This is a genomic window from Clostridium thermarum (genome assembly GCF_006351925.1).
Taxonomy (GTDB): domain Bacteria; phylum Bacillota; class Clostridia; order Clostridiales; family Clostridiaceae; genus Clostridium_AU; species Clostridium_AU thermarum.
The window spans coordinates 3,192,736-3,214,495 of sequence record NZ_CP040924.1 but is presented as its reverse complement, the minus strand read 5'-3'; the positions used below and the strand labels follow the sequence as shown (position 1 = coordinate 3,214,495).

The window sequence follows — 21,760 nt, the reverse complement described above, 5'->3', positions numbered from 1 at the left end:
CTTCCCATTACTAATTCTAAAAAGAAAACTTGAAAAATATATTCACATCTGTTATTATATATTTAAGGAAAAGGTTTTCTAGGAGTGATATTATGCCGGTTACTATAAACGAAGTGGCTAAGGAAGCGGGAGTGTCCATTACTACCGTGTCCAGAGTGGTTAATAACAATTACCCTGTGAAGAAAGAGACCCGGGAAAAGATAGAAAGGGCTATAGAAAAATTAAATTATAAACCCAATGCCGCGGCGCGAAGTCTCATCACTAAAAAGACTTCTATGATTGGTGTAATAGTTCCGGGAATAACCAATTTATTCTTCCCTACTATAGTTGAATCTATTGAAGAGCACATAAAGGAAATGGGCTATAGCATTGCACTTTCCAACACTGAAGGGGATGCGGTCCATGAAAGAGAAGTAGCAGAACGTATTGTATCCAGGCAGGTGGATGGAATAATCGTCATAGACCCAAGATTTGAAAACTTAAAAAATGGATTTTATGATGAAATAAATAAGAATGTGCCTGTAATCATAATCAATGGAGCCCCTACTGCTTCAAAATGTAATTTGGTGATATACGATGAAGAGGTTGGTACAAGAGATGCCTTTGAATATCTTATAGGATTGGGACATAAGAAAATTGCCTTTGTTAGAGGACGTAAGAGCTTTTCCTATGATATAAAAGAAAAAATATATAATGAAATATTACAGGAGAAGCATTTTCAATACAATAAAGTTATAGATGTGGGTAAGGGAAACAGCATAGAAGTTGTAGATAACACACAAAATAAGATAGAAGAAGTATTTACTAAGGAAGAAAGGCCAACAGCAGTGTTTGCCTGCAATGATCTGATGGCGGTGGGGGTATTAAATGCCTGCAGCAAGCTCAGCATAAAGGTGCCTGAAGAGCTTTCGGTAATTGGTTGTGACAATACTTTGATTGCCCATATAAGCAGCCCTAAGCTCACTTCTGTAGATCTGGACATGAAGGAGATCGGAAGAAGGGCAGCCCAGGAGCTGATTAGTACAATAGAAAAAAGTAATAGGTCTAAAAGTAAAATAATTATGGATACAAAACTTATAATCAGAGATAGTTGTGCAAAGCCGTAAAATACGTGTAGTTCACGTATTTTTAAAAGAAAAAATAGAAAAGGTTTTCTAGGGGGTATAAATATGAATTGTGCAAAAGAGATTGAAAGACTGCTAAATTTTGCAGTGAGAAATAATCTAATAGAGAAGTATGACATTGTTCAGACAAGAAACTCATTACTTGAACTCTTTAAACTTACAGAGCCATATACGGGGAAGGTAGAGGAGGAAATCGGTGATTCTCCTGCAGATATACTGGAAAACCTGCTGGACTATGCAGCTGAGATTGGGCTGCTGGAGGTAAATACCACTACCTACAGGGACCTATTAGATGCAAAAATTATGGGGATGCTAATGCCCCGTCAGTCTGAAGTTATCAGAAGATTTGAGACTACAGCAAGGGAAAAGGGGATAAAAAGTGCCACAGACGACTTCTATGTGCTTTCAAAAGCGTCAAACTACATTAGAATGGACAGAATTGAGAAAAACTTATATTGGCAGTCACCAACTGACTATGGCAACATTGAAATTACCATAAATCTATCTAAGCCCGAAAAAGATCCTAGGGATATAGCTGCTGCCAAAGCACTTCCGCAATCCAATTATCCCAAGTGCCTGCTGTGCATAGAAAATGTTGGCTTTGCGGGAAATGTAAATCATCCGGCAAGACAAAATCATAGGGTGATTCCGGTAACAGTAGCAGAGGAACAATGGTATTTACAATACTCGCCCTATGTGTACTATAATGAGCACTGCATATTGTTTAAAGGTGAGCATGAACCTATGCAAATAACAGATAAGACCTTTAGAAGACTATTAGATTTTATAGAACAATTTCCACATTACTTTATAGGTTCTAATGCAGACTTACCAATAGTGGGCGGATCCATACTAAGTCACGAGCACTTCCAGGGAGGAAGACATGTATTTCCTATGGAAACTGCTCCTGAGGAAGTGTGGTTTACTCACAGTAAGTATAAAGACGTTAAGGTTTCTATTGTTAAGTGGCCTATGTCAGTTGTAAGAGCAGCCTCTAAGGACAAAAACAGACTGGTTGAATTCAGCGTTGAGCTATTGGAGGCTTGGAAGCAGTATAGTGATGAGAGTGCTGATATACTTGCCTTCACCGAAAAAGAAGGTATAAAAATACCACACAACACCATTACACCAATAGTAAGAAAAAATAAGCTGGGTGAATATGAGATTGATTTGGTTCTAAGAAATAACAGAACCAGTGATGAGCATCCGGACGGTATATTCCATCCCCATGTAGACTTGCATCATATAAAAAAGGAAAATATAGGACTGATAGAGGTAATGGGTCTCGCAGTACTTCCGGCACGACTGGAAACAGAGCTGAAGAAAATTGAAAGTATTTTGCTTGGAAATGTAGGAATAGAGGAGATTGGTGAACAATCAGACCTTTATAAGCATAAGGGCTGGATTGAGGAGATGTTAGCGAAATACGGAATGATGACGGATGGAGAAAAGGCTAAAGAGCTATTGAAGCAGGAAGTGGGAGAGAAGTTCTTAAAGGTTCTTATGGATGCAGGAGTTTATAAGAGAAATAGTGAGGGCATGGTAGCCTTTAAAAGATTTATGGCTACAGCTGGTTTTATAGAGGTTAAATAGATGTTTTATAAGGAGGATTTATATTATGGAATTGATGGATTTAAAGAAGGAATTTGTAAAACTCTATGGTGAGGGTGAAATAAGGACCTTTCATTCACCGGGAAGAGTAAATTTGATTGGTGAGCACATAGATTATAACGGAGGCTATGTGTTCCCATGTGCCTTAGATTTTGGGACCTATGCCTGTGTAAGAGAGAGAAAGGATAGAAAAGTAAACTTAGCTTCAACGAATTTTGATTTAAAAGTTCAGGTGGATATAGATAACATTGAATATGTGGAAGAGGACGATTGGGCTAACTATCCCAAGGGTGTTATGAAGGTAATGGCTGATATGGGCTACAAGCTAGGGGGTATGGACGTTTTAATCAGTGGAGATATACCAAACGGTGCTGGCCTATCTTCCTCTGCATCCTTAGAGCTTCTAATCGGTGTAATAGTAAACAATCTATTTAATAATGGGACCATTGATCAAGTTGAGTTGGTGAAGATAGGCCAAAAGGCAGAAAATGCTTTTGTAGGCGTTAACTGTGGAATAATGGACCAGTTTGCAGTAGGAATGGGTAAAAAGGACAAAGCGATTCTGCTTAACTGTGGTACCTTGGACTACAGCTATGCCAATGTAGAACTTGGGGATTATACCCTGGTAATAATGAACACTAACAAGAGAAGAGCCTTAAATGAATCTAAATATAACGAGAGAAGAGCAGAATGTGATGAGGCTTTAGAAGTAATAAACAAAGTTAAAAAAGTAGGAGCGCTTTGTGATTTAACTCCGGAAGAGTTTGAAGCTGCAGCAGTAAAAATTGAAAAAGAAAATGTTAGACACAGAGCAATGCATGCAGTATATGAAAATCACAGAGTAAAGAAAGCTTTTCAGTGCTTAAATGAAGGAAAGCTTGAGGAGTTTGGACAGTTGCTTACACAGTCCCATAACTCTCTGAGAGACTTGTATGAAGTTACAGGAAAAGAGTTGGACACTTTGGTGGAAGAATCTTTGAAGGCTGAGGGATGTATTGGTGCCAGAATGACTGGAGCAGGTTTCGGAGGCTGTGCTATTGCCTTGGTTAAGAAAGATAATCTTGAGGACTTTAAGAATACGGTAAGAGAAGGCTACAAGAAAAAAATCGGTTATGAGCCATCATTCTATGGCAGCGGTATTGGGGAAGGAACTCGTGAATTAAGATAGAATTATGGGAAATAAATGTTAAATTCATACCTTTTGAGGTATAATGGTATTACTGTCGGGCTATCATTTAGCTAAAGCTTCTGATTGCAGCATATAAGTGGTTTCTGCAGTAATACTGAAGTACTGCAGGTTGTGGGAAGGAATGAATTTGATGTTAAACAAAAGTGTTATATACAGATGTGCAGTAACGGCACTTATTTTAATTTTTGGTACAGGATGCACAGGAAACGAAGTAATCGATGAAGTAATTGGAACGGAGAAAACCCTAAAAGGAGATATTAGTATTTGGAGCCGGGAAGAAACAAAGGGAACAATAGAAAACGCAGCTAGATTATTCGTAAAAGAAAATCCTGAGGTAAAAATAAGCGTTACTGCAGTTCCTAAAGAGGAACTTAAAAATAGACTGAAGACAAGTGTAGCTTCCAAGGAAGGTGTACCGGATATTGTGGAAGTAAGTACCTATGCTATACCTGTACTTATTCATGAGCTGCCTGATTTTTTTAGACCGGTGGACAAAGACATGGAAAAGATAAAGAGCATGGTACTGCCTTGGAAACTGAAAGAGGTTACAATTGGAGAGCAGCTTTATGGATTTCCCTGGGATGTAAACCCAAGGGTACTCCTCTATAATAGAGAACTGGCAGATAAGTATAATTTAGATCCCTTTCAAGCAAAGACTTGGAATGAATTTATTCAAATGGGCAGGAAGCTAAAGGAAAGGTCTCAGGGAACCGTCAAATTAATTGCCCTAAATGAGGCTGAGAACGGGAACTTGTACATTGGTATGCTAAGGCAGCTAAAAAAGCCCTTATACAGCCAAGATAAGGGATTAGTACTGCCCTTGGAAGAAAATAAATTAGCTTTGTCTACTATAAATGAGTTGGTAAACCAACAGCTTGTATATAATTTACAAAGTAGCGAGGACCCCGTAAAATTATTACAAAGTGAAAAAGCCTTATGTATCATAGCGGATAATAGGAGTATAAATAAGTTATATAACAGTGAGGAGTTTAATAATACACAATGGCAGGCAGAACTGTTCCCAGCTTTTGAGTTTGGGGGTAAGAGAAGTGCTGGTGGGGAAGGAACTGCCTTTATAATGACAAAACAGAATGAAGGAAACCAGGTAGCTTCAGAGTTTTTACGCTTTATGCTTACAGATAACGAAAGTAACATTTTTGCCCTGAAACAGGCAGGAATAATCCCAGCTGTAACAGAACTGTACAGCCTCCCTATGTTTAATGGCAGCATTGATAACTTTATGGGCCTAAAGCTGTGGCGGTTAATGGCAGAACAGGGCAGGGAAGAGGTAGAAATTGTCTATGACAAAGACTATCCTATCCTTGTAAGTGAACTTATTAACCTGGAGCAGGAGGCTATAGCCGGCGGCGACATAGAGGATTTAATAATCGGGATTGAAGCTGAGTACAAGGACAATTCTTTCGATTAAAATTAATAATCAAGAATTAAAAATGATGGAAGGAATTCAGCAGAGCTGAATTCCTATTAATTTATGTGGGCATTCCAATTATCTTCTTATAAACCTCCAGGGTCTCAGCGGCTGTTCTCTTCCAGGAGTATTGAGCAGCTCTGTTTAGTCCTGCTTGAGACAGATGTTCCTTAAGCTTTTCGTCACTCAAGGTGTTTACAAGGGCTTCCATAAGATTGGTTGTATCATAAGGGTCAATTAATATTCCCGCATCACCAACAACCTCAGGAATGGAGGATACGTTGGAGGTGATTACCGGAGTACCGCAGCTCATGGCTTCCAGTGGAGGTAGCCCAAATCCTTCATAATAGGAGGGGTAAACGAAAAGCTCCGCACCGTTATAGAGAATTGGAAGCATATCCTCCTCAACAAAGCCGGTGAATACAACTTGGGAATAAATCTGTAAGTTGCTGCAAAGCTCTTTTAAGGAATTACCCTCATCTCTTAAAGAACCGGTGATAACCAGCACGTAGTCCTTATTTAAATTTGGATAAACCTTAGAAAAAGCCATAATGAGGGAGCGGACGTTTTTTCGAGGAGAGAAACCCCCTATATAGAGAATATATGGCTTTTTAATATTCATCTTCTTCTCTATCATGTAACGACACCATTCTTTGTCTAAAGGCTTATATTTCATATCTGTGGCTAAGGGAGTTACAAAGACTTTGTCCTCTTCAATAGGGAAAAATTTAAGAATATCTCTTTTTGACCAATTAGATACTGTAATTATTGCATCTGTATTTTCAATAATATTGGGCACCTCTTTGAGAAATTTAAGCAGGTAACCTCTGCCAACAGTCTCCGGCATTATATATGGTATCAAATCATGTACAGTTATAACTTTTTTACAAGTAATATTTTCACTAAGTCCTATACCGTTCTGGGGAACATGATAAACATCTATCTTTTCTTTTGAGAGATTACTGGGAATATAGTTTTGCTGGAAAAAACGGTGATGTTTTTTAGAAGTCATAATTATTTTTGAATTTGGTGCATTCAAACGTTCATAGTCATCGCCGGACCAATAAATATGATAGTAATTTTCTTGATCTATATTTAAAAGCTGGCTAAGGATATTGTCTGTATAGGTGCCGATACCTGTGCCCTTATACCAATTGACACCTCTAGCATCAATGGCAACTCTCATATAACCCTCTCCCTATAAATGATGGTCAAAGCAGAATTATTAATCACTCATTATTAAATAATTGAATTAGTATCTTATATATTAATATTAGATTAAATTGAAAAATGTGCCATGAATTCTTTTAAAACTGTAAATTTATCGCATCATTATATGGAAGTAAAAGGCGCACTTATTGGCAAGTAAACATATAATAAAAAAGGAATAATATTTTGGAGGGCTAATCATTGGATACAGCCTTTGTGAAAAGGATAGTGGAAGAGAAATACGGTATCAGTGCAGTCACTGTGGAAAAGATAAAGAATGTCTACCAGATATGTGATGAGCAGGGTAAATATTGTCTTAAAGTGATAAAGTATGAGCTTCCTCATTTTTTGTTTATATTGGGTACAATAAATCACCTCATAGATAAGGGTTTTACTTCAGTGCTACAAATTATTAATACTTTAGATAGGAAGCAATATATTGCGTTAGATAACAAATACGCCTATCTCACACCTTGGGTAGAGGCTAGGGAAAGCAATTACGACAATCCTTTGGATATTGAGAAGGCTACATTAACACTGGCAAAGCTTCATATAAAGAGTACAGGCTTTGAACTACAGGATTTTATGAAACCAAGGATGGGATGGTTTAAGTGGTTTGACAACTTTAGAACGCGAAAAAATGAAATCCTGGATTTTAAAAGTAGGATAGACGCAAAGGAAGAGAAAACCGAGTTCGATAGCATATATATTGCTCATATGGAGGAGGAACTCAAAAGATGCGATGTGGCTATCAAGAATTTGGGGGAAAGTGAATATTATATTAAAATGACAAAAGAAATAAGGTCTAGAGGCTTTTGCCATCATGATTTTGCTCATCACAACGTACTGATAGGTATCGATGAAAGGGTAAATATAATTGATTTTGACTATGTGATTTTGGACACGCATCTACATGATCTTTCAAGCCTTCTGATAAGAAGGATGAAGAATGGTAAGTGGGATATAGAGAATGCAAGGTCTATATTAGAAGCCTATGACTCTCTCTATCCGGTAGAAGAAGATGACATTCCTATAATGGCTGCATTTATGGAATTCCCCCAAGATTACTGGCAGGTCGGCATACAGTATTATTGGGAAGAACAGCCTTGGGGGGAAGATTTCTTCCTAAAGAAACTTGGAAGAATACTTGATGATAATGAGGAAAAGCAGGAGTTTATTGATGAGTTTAGAACCTTCCGCTTTAAAAGAAAGGGGGGAGTCCTTATTGAGTAAAAAATACTATAGGGATCTAAAAGAATATCTTATAAGTTGCGGCATAAATATAGTAGAAAGCTTTCCTGAGGAGGAAAATTATAAAGAATTCTTATCCTTTGACACTATTCTTAATCAACTGGAAGCCATAGCAGAGTTTCACAAAAAGACCATGGGTATTTCCGGACTTAATGTAGGACTTTTAGAAAATAATATGGGAAAAAAGATAGAGCGGTTTAAGGTATATATCAAGAAGCTGAAAAGAGATATAAAAAGATATGAAAGTGAAAAAGCAAAGAATAGGTTTGAAGAATTAATTTTAGAGAAGGCACCAGAATATTTAGACAGAGCAGAAAAGTGTATAAGAATAATTTATGAAAATGGCTACTATAAATTAATTGAGAGAAGTATGAAGAGGAATGAAGTCTGTCTGGGAAACACTTATATAGATAATATACGAAAGAATGAAATGGTGAACATAAGAGACATAAGAAAGTGTTGCTACAACATGGTTGAATTTGATGCAATCCACTTTTTAGGTAAGTTGAAAAAGAAGGGTAACAAACTGGATTTTAAGGCGGCCATAAGTGAATTTTGCAGGCTGGAGGAGTTGCCTCTAAGCAGTGAAATCTTTATCAGAGCCGTACTTTCCTATCCAGTAGAGTTTATGAAGTATTGTGAGGGATACCGTTACGGTAAAAAAGAATGGAATGAAGATGAATATGCAAAGAAGCTGTTAGGAGTCATAGAAAAAGATGACGACAGTCTTCTTTAGCAGAAGGGTGGTGTTCAAAATAACTGATAATTTAAGGTACAGGGAAAAGAAGTTACTTTCCAGATATGATTTGTATGTGGATTTATTTAAAAGATTCGGACTAAAGGTCACAGATGTAGTTCCCTTGAGAAACGTATATCTGTTATTTACCGACAGCGGAAGAAAGATTTTAAAGAAAGTGGAATATTCCCAGGAAAATCTGCAGTTTATAAATGATGCCCTGGAGTATATTAGGTCCGGGTTTAATAGGATCATATCCTTCACAAAGACCCATGAAGGAGAGATCTATACTACCTGGAATGGAGAATTATATTGTGTGATGGATGCCGTAGAAGGTCGTGAGTGCGAGTTCAGTAACCCATTAGATGTAAGTACAGCAATAACAGGGGTAGCTGAACTTCATAAGGCCTCAGAAGGATATAGATGTAGCTATCCGGATAAAATACTGGTGGGCCGAGCTATTGACAGTTTTCAACGCTGCAGTGATGAATTGAGCTTTTTTAAAAGGCTGGCATTACTGCATGAATATAAGAGTGACTTTGACAAGTTATTCCTGGAATATGTAGATTATTATTTGAAGGAAGTGGATCGCAGTATGGAAATGCTGAAAAACTCTCCTTATCTGAAGATTTGCAGCGAAGAGGACAAGATTGCAATCTGCCACCATGACTTAGCTCATCACAATATATTAATCAAAGATGATAAGGCTTATTTTATTGACTTTGATTTTGCGGTAGTAGACTTAAAGGTCCATGATATATGTAATTTCATAAATAAAGCAGTTAAAAACTTTGCCTTTGAATTGGAAAGGGCTCAAAGCATTATTGAGGATTACTGTACCGTGAATAGTCTGGACAGAAGGGAATTGGAAGTCTTAAAGGCCTTATTGACTTTCCCTGAAGACTTCTACAGCATATCAAAGGATTACTATGCCAGAAGAAAGGAATGGGAAGAAGAAACCTTTTTAGATAGACTTATAAGAAAGGTAGAATATAAGGAGGATAGGGAGGAATTTTTAAGTAATTTCCTCACTACCGTATATCAAGAAAGCTGATTCAATGGACAATTGACAATGGACAATTGTCCATTGTCAATTATTTTATTCCGGCGTACATAACCACGGGGCTCAAAGGAGGAATTTCATACCTATTGCCACTTAGCTGATTCAACACATTAACACCAGCAGTTTTGCTATCAACAACGATATTCCACTCAGTGTCCTTTGGTAAATTTACAGTTTGGGGGATTGTATCAGCATTGAAGGCCACAAAAATGTCACTCCAACTATCTCCATTGGCATTACCGGTTATGGTATAGGCGATAAGGCTTTCCGGAGCAAGCTCTATAAACTTTAAACATTCCCTTATCATTGCTGCTGTGGGCATTTTGAAAGCAGGATGAGCTTTTCTGAGCTCTATCAAGCCTTTATAAAAATTTACCACATCAGTATTTTTAGCTTTTTGAGCCCAATTTAACATATTCACTTTATCAGGAGACTTAAAGGAGTTTTCATCTCCACCCTTAGTTCTCAGAAATTCTTGTCCTGCTTGTATGAAGGGAATGCCCTGGGAGGTAAAAATTATAGAAGCGGCCAGATAATCCATTTTTAATCTCACCTCTTTGCTGGCATCAGGGTTAGTTAACTGCAGCTTATCCCATAAGGTATGATTGTCATGGGCTTCAACATAGTTTGTAGATTGATAGGGTTCAACCTGGGGACCCCAGGTATTTATTGACTCATTATAGTAAGTTGCTCCTACAATACCCTTTAAAACCTCTGATTTACACTTATAATTGCCGTTCACCCAGCCAGCCTCAGCTTTTTCAAAAACACTTCCCTTTATGCCATCACGAATTGTATCGTTAAAGAACCCGATACCTTTTAGCACACCGGCATTTCGCTGTATTGCTTTTTCATCTTCAGCTAAAGTATTTCCCATATTCCAGCCTTCACCATGAATAAATATGTTCTGATCTATGGCATCAAGGGCAGCTCTCACTTCCTTCATGGTGGTAACATCAATAAGCCCCATCAAGTCAAACCTAAAGCCATCAAGATTATATTCCTTAGCCCAATAAACTACAGAATCAACGATAAACTTTCTCACCATTGCATTCTCTGAGGCTATTGCATTGCCGCATAGGGATTCATCAGCCCAATTCCCGGTTTTGTCTTTTCTGAAGTAATATCCCGGCACAATTTTATTGAAGTTAGATTCATCTGCTGTGAACATATGGTTATAAACCACATCCATAATCACACCTAGGCCCTCATCATGCATAGCCTGAATGGCCTGCTTCAGCTCTCTTATTCTTGCCTTGGGATCAGCTGCACTTGTGGAATAACTACCCTCAACGGCATTGTAGTTTAGTGGGTCGTAACCCCAGTTGAAACCAGCCATTGGGTCTGCTTCATCCACAGTGGCATAGTCATATATGGGAAGCAATTGAACATGAGTAACTCCAAGCTCCTTTATATAACTTAAACCTGTAGAAGTACCATTAGGGCCTTTTGTGTTTTTTTCAGCTAGACCAAGGAACTTGCCCACATTTTTGATTCCGCTTTCCTTGAAGGAGGATAAGTCCCTCACATGTAATTCATAGATTATTGTATCAAGAAGGCTCTTCTGTGTTGGCTTTTTATGGGGATTCCAGCCTACTGGATTGGTAGAACTCAAGTCAACAACCACGCCTTTTTGGCCATTAATTGTAACAGCCCTTACATAAGGGTCTACGGCCTCCGCCCAAGCTCCATGGTTTTTTACTTTATAGGTATAGATTAAACCATCTTGATCATCCAAAATATGAGCTGTCCATGTGCCTTTTTCTGATTTTATCATCTCAATTTCCATGGCAGGAGTTGTATCTTCCGCCCTTGCATAGGTCAATAACTTAACCTCAGAAGCCAGTGGAGCCCAAACCCTAAAGGTAGTCATCTCTTTGGAGTAAGTGTTACCAAGATCATTTCCAGAATAATAATACATTTTATTCAATATGCTGTTATCCAAACTAACATCATCCTTTAAATAATATTTCTGAAGTTTCATGTATGCAAGCGATTGCACACCGTGGTAGTTTTATTATACCATAAGTTATTTAATGTGTAAGTACAAATTATGGCGGAAGGTCAGCGGAGCTGAATTTCTACTGAATATTTTTAAATATAGTTGGAGCTAGAGTTAAGGGGAATTAGCCACTTTCCTCAGTGGTTAGGGATACCAGTTTTCTAATAATTTACTTTGAAATTCGGAACACTATTAAAATAGGAGAGTGATTGATTATGTTCAGAAAGCTAGTTATCATGCTTTTTATTACCTTGGGCATATTACTCTTGGATTCAACGGTGGTGAAATCCCAACGGTCAGATAATACGGATATCAGAAACTGCATTGATTCTTTTTTAAAAAGGCATTTTAAGGCCTATGAGACTTTGGATAATAGCAATAATGAAAATATGGCTCAGACCAATGATGAACTCTATATATTTCAGAAGGCTCACAGCCTTGAGCTTAAGTTCCTTAAGGAATTAGAGTTAGGTTATAGGGATCTAACCTATAATGTTGAGTATACAAACTTTGTGTTGGATAAGGATAAGGCTTTGGTAGAGACTTTAGTGGATATGAACTTCAGGTATAAGAGAACACCGGAGGTTCAGTCCGGCATTTATAATGTAAGGTATGAATTTAACATGACAAAGGATAAGGGGATTTGGATCATTGATTCTATCAAATCTGATTATGAAAAGTATCAAATTTTTCTGGCAGACGTCAATGAAAAGCAGCTTAAGGCCTATCAAATGGGTTTTAGAAGCGGACTAAGCAAGAGAAAGGCAACGGACATCGTGGCTAATGAATACATAGAGGAGATTTATAGAAACAAGGCAGAAAAGGCAGGGAGGTTTGAGCAGTTTTTTAAGAAAAAGGCAGATAGAGTTGAGGATGAGGGAGAAAAGGGGATAAAGGGTACAGGATACATAAATTTTGATAACTCAAAGTCTGCTTCCTATGAAGTTGGCAGGGGGGGGTATTATGCCCTAAAATTTGCTGAGGCCCCGCTGTCTGAGAGATTATTCTATACTGCCAAGTCTGATTGTACAAATTTTGTATCACAATGCATTTGGGCTGCTTACGGCGGATATGTTATAGGTGATGATATACAGGTTGTAAAAAATATTAGGAATAGATATAGGATGACTCCGCAATGGCATGGAAATTCAGGGGGTGGAACTCCACCCTGGGAAAACGTTGAAAGATTACATGCATATTTATCTGGTATAAAGGAACTTATGGGTGTAAAAGTCTATATAAATAATGCCAATAAGCCCGCAATCAGCTTGGAACCGTCAACTATAAACCCAGGTGATGCTCTGCAATTCAGAAGAGGAAAATCCGGGTCCTATACCCATTCTGCCTATGTAACTTCAAATATCGGTATCGGAGAATTCAACGGTATATTTGTTTGCCAGCATTCCACAGACTGGAAAAACAGAAACCTGGAAGACTTGATATTAAGCCCAGGCTGGGGAGGATACGATAAGTGCTATGTAAGGCACATGAGCTTTGAAGGCACTAAAAGGACCACTGTACAGGAAGAAGCGATAACTGAAGATAGCTTATCTATAAAATATAGCTTGGATATTACAGAAGATGAAATTAACGAAGGTAAGGAGTTAGTGAAGAGGTATTTTCAATCCATTAACAAAAAAGACTATGATGCCTATAGGAGTACCTTAGGAAGCTACAGAAAAATGAGAGACAATAATGATATTGACGAATTTGTTAATAACCGGTTTCAATTTCAGTTGAAAGAGATTAGATATCCAGGCAGTTTTCATGATATGGCAGTGCCACCTCACAGCTATGAGAAGGTCTTTAATAAAAAGCCTTATGTTTGGATGTACTTGTATGTACTGGTAGAGAAAAAAGATCCAACAGGAAATTCGGTAGTTGAAGAACTAGATTTCATACTAGTCAGAGAAGAGAAAGAAGGGCCTTGGCTTGTTCATGATGTCGGAGTCTGATTTAATTGACAATTATTTTACCTCCAGAAGGTGTTTCCAGTACCTCTGTGGCATCATTCGGCGGCGTAGTCTGGGATTCTCTCGTTCCATAATTGTCACCGTAGAGTAATAAGTTTTCCAAAGCTCTTCATAAATACCATCAGGTACAGAGAGGAGCTGTTGTGCCGCAGTGCTATCCATAGGAGCTAGGACCCAACTCTCTCTGTTATACATGACAGCTAGACCTCTTTTTACATCATGGATAATCCATTTTTGACTGGAGAAACGTTCAGTAAAATGAGGTGCAATGAGGGTCAGGATATTGTGGTCCGGTTCTATGGAGGAATAGTAAAGCTCCGGACCCACACATTTAAAACGCACAAAGCCGCAAAATCTATGGCTCTCCAGGTTTACCCTGTGACAGCACTTTGCTACCTCTAATACAAGTTCATTATGTAAATGTTTATGAATGTCCCTTCCAACCTTGAAGCCAAGCTTCACAAATTCTAAGATTAGCTTCTCCATGCCGGGCTCTTCTGAGAGAAAAACAGTGAAGATATCCTTTAGGGCAGTAGAACCAATCTTGTCCTTGATAGCATTAAAAACCTTTGAACTTTTTTTCTCAGAGGTTTCGATAAAAACTTCCTCCTGAAGCAGGTCGGGGAAGAAATCATCTTTTACTTTTATATCCTCTGCTTTTTTCTTTGAGTAGTAATAATCATATATACAAGTTAATAGGCCATCAAAGCTGCCGTCATAGGTATAAACTATACTCATTTTGCACCTCACAGTTCACCGTGAATTTTTGAAAACATCTCCTCCCTGTCCAGTACAGCCGGGAGATTGGGAAAAAAAGACAGCTGTTCAAATTCTTCAGCATCCTTTAGCTTTTTTACTTCGGGAGACTTATCCAGGAGCCTTCCTCGTATTAAATCATCGTTGAAACTTACGTCACCATAGTATTTACCATTACAGGTAATAAAGTATTGAGCCCTTTTCATAACTACGCCTATCTTTTTCATATCGTCGAAGGTTATTCTGTGAACTTTCCTTATGGCAAGGATTCTTTGAACTGATCGAATACCTATGCCGGGAACCCGCAGTAAAGTATTGGAAGGAGCGGTGTTGATTTCAACCGGGAATTTATCCATATTGTTCAGGGCCCAAGAGGTTTTGGGATCAAAATTGGGGTCAAGATTAGGAGTTTTCTCATTTAACAGATCAAAGGCTTTGAAGCCGTAAAATCTTAGAAGCCAGTCTGCCTGATATAGCCTATGCTCCCTCAGCAGTGGTGGATGCTTTATCACAGGCAGCTTAGGGCCCTGTGCAACAGGTACGTAGGCAGAATAATACACTCTCTTGAGAGAAAACTTGTTGTAAAGTCCCTCGGAAAGGCTGAGGATTTTTAAATCGCTGTCGCCGGTGGCACCGACAATAAGCTGAGTGCTCTGGCCGCCGGGAACAAAATGAGGAGCTGATTTAATCTGCTTCTTCATGTCCCTGTTGTAGAGGATCTCCTTATTTATCAAGTCCATAGGCCTTAGGATACTGTCTTTTGTCTTTTGGGGGGCCAGAAGCTTTAGGCCTGTACTAGAGGGAAGCTCAATATTAACACTCATTCTGTCGGCATAAAGGCCCGCATCCTTAATTAATTTTTCATCTGCCCCAGGTATGGCTTTTACATGTATATAACCATTGAATTTATGATTTAAACGAAGCTTACGGATGGTGGCTGTTAAGAGCTCCATAGTATAATTTGCATTTTTGAAAACCGCTGAGCTCAAGAAAAGGCCTTCTATGTAGTTTCGCCTGTAAAAGTTCATAGTGAGGTCAGCCACTTCATCAGGGGTAAAGGCTGCTCTTGGTACGTCGTTAGAAATCCTATTAACGCAGTAGGCGCAATCATATATGCAGTAATTGGTCAAAAGTATTTTAAGCAGTGATATGCAACGTCCATCGGCAGAAAAGCTATGGCATATGCCTGCTTCCGCTGTATTGCCTAAGCCTCCGGTGATATTTTTGCGGTTACTTCCGCTGGAGGAACAAGATACATCGTATTTTGCACTGTCAGATAAAATTTTTAGCTTTTCCTGGATATCCAATTTAAATCACCACCCTTTATTTTCATAGTATATCCATAATTATATCAAACATACATTCGATAGTAAATATTTTGATGACATAAAAGTAAAATCAGCCCACTAATAACATTTAGTTGGGCTGATTGCTTAAGCTGTAGAACATACACGACCACGGTTACCAATTATTAATTATTTTATTGTATGCTTTTAAAGTCTGCAGTGCAGTACTCTTCCAACTGAGTTCAGATGATCGTACGAACCCTTTGGTTATCAGACTGTCTTTTAGAGCACTATCCTCCAGTACCTTCCACATAGCTTCATGGAGATCATCTATATCAAGGGGATTTATAAGTATTGCTGAATCCCCAAGAACTTCCGGTATAGAGGTAGTATTTGAAGCTATAACAGGAACGCCGCAAGCCATAGCTTCAACCGGAGGCAATCCAAAGCCTTCATAAAAAGAGGGATAGACAAAAAGCTCCGCTGCACTGTAAAGATAGGGTAGGTGGTCCATGACTATGAACCCTGGATAAATTACTCTATCAACTAGGCCTAATTCCTCCGTCTTTTTCTTATATATTTCATAAGAGATACCCTTTTTACCAGCTATTACAAGCTTTAAGTCCTTCCTATACTTTTGAACGAGCTTGCTGAAGGCCTCCAAAAGACCAATTATATTCTTCCTGGGGCTAAAGCCGCCTATATAAAGGACAAAATCTCCTTCTATGCCATAAATATTTTTTATTAAAAGCTTGCTTATTTTTTTATCATTGGGTTTGTATATTTCTTCCGGAGCCAGATGAGTTACAAAAATCTTTTCTGCAGGATAGTTAAACTCTCTCATTATATCTTCTTTTGAAAAGTTGGATACGGTTATAATTCCGTCACACAGGGGCACTATTTGGGGAACTTGCTGCAGAAAGATCTTTAAGTAGCTTGGTCCTACGGTCTCCGGCATTTTATATGGAATTATATCGTGGAGGGTAATGACCATCTTGCATGGCTTATCCATTGGAAGACCTATCCCGTTCTGCGGAACGTGATATATTTCAACTTCATTGTCATGAAGAATATTTGGAATGTTAACCTCATCCCAAAAACTATCAGATCTATTTTCTGTAATATTTCTGATTTTGAAGTTTTGATTAAAAGGTATATCTGTACTGCAGTTTTCCGGCATAAATAATAAATAGCTGTTACTGTTATCCAGCTGATTTAAAGTGTTAATTATTTGATAGGTGTAGTTGCCAATGCCTGTTCCCCTGTACCATTTTGCAGCTCTTCCGTCAATTCCTATTTTCATGATGGATAGTCCTTTCGTAATAGTCCTATTTTATTATATTAATGGTGGGTAAAATGTGCGACAAAAACTACAAATTTGTTAATAAATCTATTGGGTAACTCATATAAATTATAAGGGAGGTGATAGAGATGATGAGAGAATTTGAGATTGAAAGGCAGTTTGACATTAAGATAGAAAGCATAAAGCCTAATAAGGGAGTGTACTATTTAAAAACTGATAAAGGTGTCAGATGCTTAAAGAAAATCAATTATGGAATTCAAAAGCTATTATTTGTATATGGTGCAAAGGAACACTTAATCAAGAACGGTTATGATAATGTAGACAGGTATTTTCTTAACACTGATGGTCAGCCCTATGCCCTAGTTAACGAAGATATTTATACTCTTTCTAGGTGGATAGATGGAAGGGAATGTGATTTTCAGAATAAAGAAGACCTGGTAGTGGCAGCCAAAAATCTGGCAAGGCTCCATCTGGCTTCAAGAGGATACGAACCTCCTGAAAATAGCAAATTGAAGACTGACTTAGGACGGTGGCCACATTTAATGGAAAAGAGAATCAAGTCCTTTGACAAAATGAGAGATATGGCCCGTAAAAGGAGTATGAAAACAGCCTTTGATCTTTCCTACATAAAAGAGATGCAGTTTTATAAGGATCTGGGAAAGAGGGCATTGGCCATATTACAGGACTCTAAATATATGGACCTTTGCAGCATTGCAGAGGAAGAAAAAAGCTTCTGTCATCATGATTATACTTATCACAATATAATCATTGATTCAAATAATATGGTACACACTATTGACTTTGACTATTGTAAGAGAGAGATCAGGATTTATGACGTGGCTAATTTCTTAATTAAAGTGTTGAAGAGAGTTCAATGGAATATAGAGTACTGCAAGCTTGCTCTTGAAGGTTATGATTCTGAAAGCCCAATCAGAGAAGAAGAGTATAGGGTGCTTTTTGCATTCTTAGTTTTCCCTCAAAGATTTTGGAGATTATCAAATCGCTATTTTTATAATGAAGTCAATTGGGGACAGAATACCTTTAACAAGAAAATGGACGAACTTATGGCAGAGCAGCAGGATTACTTGAGATTCATTGAGGACTTTAAAAAGGTATATGAGCAGAAGGAATAGGGTAAACAAAGAGCTGCCGGACAAAAAAAGAGGGACAGCTCTTTTCATATTTAAGCTTTCCTCAGCTTTGCTGAGAAAAGGTATCCGAAACTTGTCGCTAAAGAAGTTGCTCCATGCTTTCTTTCAATTAGGGATAATTTTATTAGTCACACAACAACCCTTAGTTCATATTATATAAAAAGAGAATTAGTTGTGGAGATGAGTCGATGCAGATAGGCGATACTGTTGTTAGGAAATCCTATGGTAAGGACATTACATTTAGAATAATTGATATCACTGAAAATGAGAAGGGCAAGCAATATGTTATTAAGGGCCTTAATTTAAGGCTTATAGCGGACTCGCCGGAAGATGACCTGGAACCGGTACGGGAGAGCTATAACAGTGAGAAGGATGAAATTTTTAATAAGCGGGTAAATAAGGCAATTAAGAAAATAATTGCAACCAGAGATGACGGCTATAGGGGAGAAGCGGTCAGGATGTCTAAGTCCAGTAAGATAACACAATCTAAGGAGCTTACATTTGGCAGGCCGGGAAGAATACTTCATGTGGATGGTGATGCTGAGTACCTAGATACTTGTCTTAAGGTATATAAACAGTTAAATATGGATGCGGTGGGAAGAGTAGTATTAGAAAAGGACCAGCCTGCACAGATTGTCAGCATGGTAAAGGAAGTTAAACCTGATATTGTGGTATTAACAGGACATGATGCTATTTTAAAAAAAATAGAGGATTATTCTTCCCTGGATAGTTATAAAAATTCCAAGTATTATGTAGAGGCAGTAAAGGCCCTAAGAGAATATGAATCCAGTTATGATGAATTAGTAATATTTGCAGGAGCATGTCAATCCTGTTACGAAAAGATTCTGGATTCCGGAGCCAACTTCGCCAGTTCTCCCAACAGGGTATTAATACATTGCCTGGATCCGGTTTTTGTGTGTGAAAAAATTGCTTATACCAACATAGAGAAGATTGTACAGATACAAGATGTATTGGAAAATACAATAACAGGTATAAAAGGAATTGGTGGTCTTCAAACAAGAGGAAAGTACAGAGAAGGATATCCAAAATCACCCTATGCTTAAAAGCCGGCGCTGCCGGCTTTTTGTATAACAGATTTAAAAGTGTATAAAAAATGAATAAAATATTAGCAAATGAGGTATAATATTTTTGTTTACACTGTTAAAACAATTTGTTCATACAAAATTAACATTGACAAAAACGTTTACAAAGTGATAAAATAATTTGTTTATTTGACATTTTGTTTATCATGGGGTATAATGTATTTGTGGAAAGAGGGTGTTTCTATGGAAAAAATTAATAAGATAGCTGCCATTAAAAAGGATATAGAAAACCATGTTGGCGAAAAAGTTACATTGAAAGCTAATGGTGGCAGAAGAAAAATCCTAATAAACAAAGGGATTATCGAAAAGACCTACCCAAGCATATTTGTAATAAGGCTTGACAACGACACCCACAGGGCAGTGACCTATAGTTATTCAGACGTTTTAACAAAAACAGTACAATTAGTTTATGCAGGTTAATACATAAGCATAGCATAATCCTCGGAGGAGTTTCCACGAGGATTAAATTCTTTACTGGAAGGCTTATAAAACATTTTAATAAAACAAAAAGAATGAGTGAAGCTTAATGCTCAGCTCATTCTTTTGTCTTATGAATAAAGTGTAAAATATAGAATCTTACGTAAATATTTTTGGAAAAAGTATAAAATGAATTAAGAGTATGAAAATATTAATTACAGAAAATAGATGCTTGGACATAAAAAAGAAAGATGGTGGGTATCCATCTTTCAACTATGGTATAAAAGGGTATTGAGAATTTATGAGAGGTTATATGGTCAATAACCATATATAATATTACGTCAAATATTGTCGTTTGTCAATATTTTGTTCAAAAAATTCTTGTGAAACCAGCTAGGTAACTTTTAATAATACTTGAACTAATTATATATTTTGTTACTATAAACAAAATTTTTCTTTTAATTGTTGTCATATTTTATTCAAGCCCTTTGTATACATTATTAGTAGGTATTATAGGGAGGGATAATATGGCTTCTGTTGAGCTGATAAAAGAAAATATAGAATATGAGCAGTTACTGGAGGAAAATTTTGCCGATACCGTAGTTAAGGGTGAATATTTAATACCGGACACTCACCCAGATGTGGTTGAAATACTTATGGTTGATGTAAAACCCTCAATAACTGCTAAAGAAACAATGCAGGATAAGGTCTATGTTGAAGGACAGGTTGTTTATAATGTAATTTATCTGGCTAAAGAAGAAGATGGTATGGGAGTTTATAATGTAACCTACAGTGATAAATTCTCCAATTATGTTGACATACCCGCTGCTGAACATAAAATGCTCTGTGATGCTGAGTGTTATGTTGAACATATGGATTCAAACCTTATAAATGAAAGAAAGGTTGGAATCAGTGGAATAATTAAGATTAAATCCGCAGTTTTTAAAAACTATAGCTTTGAAGTTGTGAAGTCTATAGCCAGAGAAGATGATCTGCAGACTCTTAAGTACCCAGCAGTTATAGATAAAATACTGGGAGATACTGATACTGACCTCGTAATAAAAACTCAGATAAGGGTACCTATGGACAAGCCGCAAATCGGCAAGGTGCTGAAGTGTGATGTAAATCTTCATAAAAAAGAAGTAAAATTAATGGATGGAAGAGCTCAAATTACAGCTTATGCTAACGTTAAGATGCTTTACAGGGGTAACGGAGAAAGAACCCTTGTATGCCTCGAGGATGATGTATACTTAAGCAAAGATGTTGAAATCGATGGTGTGGACGCTTCCATGAGCGCCTTTGGAGATTTTAGAGTAGAGAATATTGATTATGATATTAAAGAGGATGACTTAGGAGAGAGCAGAATAGTTGATATTGAAGCTATTATCAATGCTACTGTAAGGATTCAATACAAAGAACATATAGATATGATAGAGGACGCATATTCACCAAGGGTAGTAATGGATATGGTTAAAAAGAGCTATAATCTGAATGTTCTTCAAGGAACCAATCACAGTGAGACAATAGTTAAGGATAACATTGAACCAGATGTAAAGCCATGGGAAATAATAATGTCCCATGGAGAAGTCATGGTTACTGACAAAAAAATAGTTGAAAACAAGGTTGTTGTTGAAGGTATTGTTAAGTTTAATGTTCTTTTTGCTACAGAAGCAGAAGAAAGTAAGCTGAAGGTAATTTCTGAGGAACTTCCATTCAGCAGTTCCGTAGATGTTGAAGGTGCAAAAATAGACATGCAGGCTGTAGTAAAGGCAACTATAGAAAACATTGAAGCTTCTGTTGAAGCAAGTACAATCGCTGTAAAAGCTGTGGTAGGCGTTGATGTAAGAGTAAACTATGTTACAGAGAAGGATTTCCTTATAGATGTCCTTATGTCAGAGGAAAATGTCCCGAAGAAAAAAGCCAGTGTTACCATATATGTAGTGCAGCCTGGAGACACTCTGTGGAAAATAGCAAAGAGATATTATACAACAATAGATGAAATAGCAAGAATAAATAATATTGATAATGTTAATTCTATCAATGTAAATGATAAGTTAATTATACCTGGTAGGGCCATTATATAATGAGAAAAGGTGTCTCGAGATATTTTGAGGCACCTTTTATATTTTCTGAGATATAGGTAAAGAATAATTCGGT

At 37.4% G+C, this 21,760-nt stretch carries 17 protein-coding genes; 12 read left to right on the top strand and 5 right to left on the bottom strand.

From position 1 onward, the window contains the following. The first annotated feature begins 92 nt into the window (after positions 1-92). The 4 genes from FHY60_RS14670 (at position 93) to FHY60_RS14655 (ending at position 5,353) form a co-directional block, all read left to right on the top strand. Complete coding sequence (locus tag FHY60_RS14670; RefSeq protein WP_139905730.1) at positions 93-1,106, top strand: LacI family DNA-binding transcriptional regulator; 1,014 nt, start codon at positions 93-95, stop codon at positions 1,104-1,106. A 63-nt stretch (positions 1,107-1,169) separates the two neighbouring features. Further along, positions 1,170-2,717 (top strand): UDP-glucose--hexose-1-phosphate uridylyltransferase, encoded by a 1,548-nt coding sequence (gene galT / locus FHY60_RS14665; protein WP_139905729.1) that lies wholly within the window; start codon positions 1,170-1,172, stop codon positions 2,715-2,717. A 25-nt stretch (positions 2,718-2,742) separates the two neighbouring features. Further along, on the top strand, positions 2,743-3,903 hold the full coding sequence (locus FHY60_RS14660; RefSeq protein ID WP_139905728.1) for a galactokinase: 1,161 nt from the start codon (positions 2,743-2,745) through the stop codon (positions 3,901-3,903). Between the two features lie 151 nt (positions 3,904-4,054). Beyond that, the gene (locus tag FHY60_RS14655) at positions 4,055-5,353 is read left to right on the top strand and encodes an ABC transporter substrate-binding protein (protein ID WP_163215765.1); all 1,299 of its coding nucleotides are present in this window, start codon (positions 4,055-4,057) and stop codon (positions 5,351-5,353) included. A 61-nt stretch (positions 5,354-5,414) separates the two neighbouring features. Here the strand turns inward: FHY60_RS14655 and FHY60_RS14650 are convergent, their stop codons facing one another. Beyond that, positions 5,415-6,539, bottom strand: coding sequence for a glycosyltransferase family 4 protein (locus tag FHY60_RS14650; RefSeq protein ID WP_139905726.1), 1,125 nt, complete (start codon positions 6,537-6,539; stop codon positions 5,415-5,417). A 224-nt stretch (positions 6,540-6,763) separates the two neighbouring features. Between FHY60_RS14650 and FHY60_RS14645 the strand changes: the two genes are divergently transcribed. From FHY60_RS14645 to FHY60_RS14635, 3 genes are read left to right on the top strand one after another with little or no spacing between them, the layout of a single operon-like run. Then, positions 6,764-7,795 carry a CotS family spore coat protein gene (locus FHY60_RS14645; protein ID WP_139905725.1) on the top strand — a complete coding sequence of 344 codons (1,032 nt, stop codon included), beginning with the start codon at positions 6,764-6,766 and terminating at the stop codon, positions 7,793-7,795. Continuing rightward, the gene (locus FHY60_RS14640) at positions 7,788-8,549 is read left to right on the top strand and encodes a spore coat protein (RefSeq protein WP_139905724.1); all 762 of its coding nucleotides are present in this window, start codon (positions 7,788-7,790) and stop codon (positions 8,547-8,549) included. Before FHY60_RS14645 ends, FHY60_RS14640 begins: the two co-directional genes overlap by 8 nt. Next, positions 8,530-9,603: a CotS family spore coat protein gene (locus tag FHY60_RS14635; protein ID WP_139905723.1), complete on the top strand. Its 1,074-nt coding sequence runs from the start codon at positions 8,530-8,532 to the stop codon at positions 9,601-9,603. Before FHY60_RS14640 ends, FHY60_RS14635 begins: the two co-directional genes overlap by 20 nt. A gap of 40 nt (positions 9,604-9,643) precedes the next feature. Here FHY60_RS14635 and pulA read toward each other — a convergent pair whose 3' ends face one another. After that, on the bottom strand, positions 9,644-11,557 hold the full coding sequence (gene pulA, locus FHY60_RS14630) for a type I pullulanase (protein ID WP_163215767.1): 1,914 nt from the start codon (positions 11,555-11,557) through the stop codon (positions 9,644-9,646). Positions 11,558-11,829: 272 nt separating this feature from the next. Here pulA and FHY60_RS14625 point away from each other — a divergent pair, with 272 nt between their 5' ends. Beyond that, positions 11,830-13,569, top strand: coding sequence for an amidase domain-containing protein (locus FHY60_RS14625; RefSeq protein WP_139905721.1), 1,740 nt, complete (start codon positions 11,830-11,832; stop codon positions 13,567-13,569). Positions 13,570-13,581: 12 nt separating this feature from the next. Here FHY60_RS14625 and FHY60_RS14620 read toward each other — a convergent pair whose 3' ends face one another. The 3 genes from FHY60_RS14620 to FHY60_RS14610 all read right to left on the bottom strand — a co-directional run bounded on the left by FHY60_RS14620 (position 13,582) and on the right by FHY60_RS14610 (position 16,932). Continuing rightward, positions 13,582-14,325 carry a TIGR03915 family putative DNA repair protein gene (locus FHY60_RS14620; RefSeq protein ID WP_139905720.1) on the bottom strand — a complete coding sequence of 248 codons (744 nt, stop codon included), beginning with the start codon at positions 14,323-14,325 and terminating at the stop codon, positions 13,582-13,584. 8 nt (positions 14,326-14,333) lie between these two features. Then, positions 14,334-15,650 carry a putative DNA modification/repair radical SAM protein gene (locus FHY60_RS14615; RefSeq protein ID WP_139905719.1) on the bottom strand — a complete coding sequence of 439 codons (1,317 nt, stop codon included), beginning with the start codon at positions 15,648-15,650 and terminating at the stop codon, positions 14,334-14,336. 154 nt (positions 15,651-15,804) lie between these two features. Beyond that, complete coding sequence (locus FHY60_RS14610) at positions 15,805-16,932, bottom strand: glycosyltransferase family 4 protein (RefSeq protein WP_139905718.1); 1,128 nt, start codon at positions 16,930-16,932, stop codon at positions 15,805-15,807. 128 nt (positions 16,933-17,060) lie between these two features. Between FHY60_RS14610 and FHY60_RS14605 the strand changes: the two genes are divergently transcribed. The 4 genes from FHY60_RS14605 to FHY60_RS14590 all read left to right on the top strand — a co-directional run bounded on the left by FHY60_RS14605 (position 17,061) and on the right by FHY60_RS14590 (position 21,687). Next, a complete protein-coding gene (locus tag FHY60_RS14605) occupies positions 17,061-18,065 on the top strand; it encodes a CotS family spore coat protein (RefSeq protein WP_139905717.1) in 1,005 nt (334 codons plus the stop codon). 206 nt (positions 18,066-18,271) lie between these two features. Beyond that, positions 18,272-19,147, top strand: a complete 876-nt coding sequence (yabG, locus tag FHY60_RS14600) for a sporulation peptidase YabG (protein ID WP_139905716.1) — start codon at positions 18,272-18,274, stop codon at positions 19,145-19,147. 222 nt (positions 19,148-19,369) lie between these two features. Further along, positions 19,370-19,606, top strand: coding sequence for a Veg family protein (locus FHY60_RS14595; RefSeq protein ID WP_139905715.1), 237 nt, complete (start codon positions 19,370-19,372; stop codon positions 19,604-19,606). A 524-nt stretch (positions 19,607-20,130) separates the two neighbouring features. Next, positions 20,131-21,687: a DUF3794 and LysM peptidoglycan-binding domain-containing protein gene (locus FHY60_RS14590; RefSeq protein WP_139905714.1), complete on the top strand. Its 1,557-nt coding sequence runs from the start codon at positions 20,131-20,133 to the stop codon at positions 21,685-21,687. Positions 21,688-21,760 lie beyond the last annotated feature (73 nt).